At 78.2% G+C, this 542-nt stretch carries 1 protein-coding gene; it reads left to right on the top strand.

Annotated features, from left to right (window positions below):
• On the top strand, positions 1-542 hold a 542-nt coding region (locus H0488_RS23510), incomplete at both ends, for a bifunctional cobalt-precorrin-7 (C(5))-methyltransferase/cobalt-precorrin-6B (C(15))-methyltransferase (protein WP_376768508.1).

Below are 542 nucleotides of genomic sequence, written 5' to 3'. Positions count from 1 at the left end.
CGCGACCCCGACGTGCTGCGCCGCGAGCTCGCTCCCGGTCGTCGGCTGATGCTGTTGTCGTCCGACGAGACGACGCCGGCCGTCGTCGCCCGGCTGCTCCGCGAGGAGGGCTTCGGCCCGAGCCGGATGACCGTGCTCGGCGATCTCGGCTCGTCCGCCGAGCGACGGATCGACGGCACTGCCGCCGACGCCTGGACCGCCGACGTGCCGCGGCTGCACGTCCTGGCGCTCGACCTCGCCGGCCGGCCCGCGGCGACCACCTCGTGGTCCACCGGCCTCCCCGACGACGCGTTCGAGCACGACGGCCAGCTCACCAAGCGCGACCTGCGCGCGAGTGCGCTGGCCCGGCTGGCACCCCGTCCGGGCGACCTGCTCTGGGACGTCGGCGCGGGCGCCGGCTCGGTCGGGATCGAGTGGCTGCGTGCGCACCGGGACGCCGCGGCCGTCGCGGTGGAGGCCGACCCGGAGCGCGCCGCCCGGATCGGCCGCAACGCAGCCCGCCTCGGGGTGCCCCGGCTCCGGGTCGTGACCGGCCGCGCGCC

The organism is Nocardioides pelophilus (assembly GCF_014180685.1).
GTDB classification, from domain to species: domain Bacteria; phylum Actinomycetota; class Actinomycetes; order Propionibacteriales; family Nocardioidaceae; genus Nocardioides; species Nocardioides pelophilus.
Note: the sequence above shows the minus strand (reverse complement) of the source record. Positions and strands in the feature narration are given on the sequence as shown.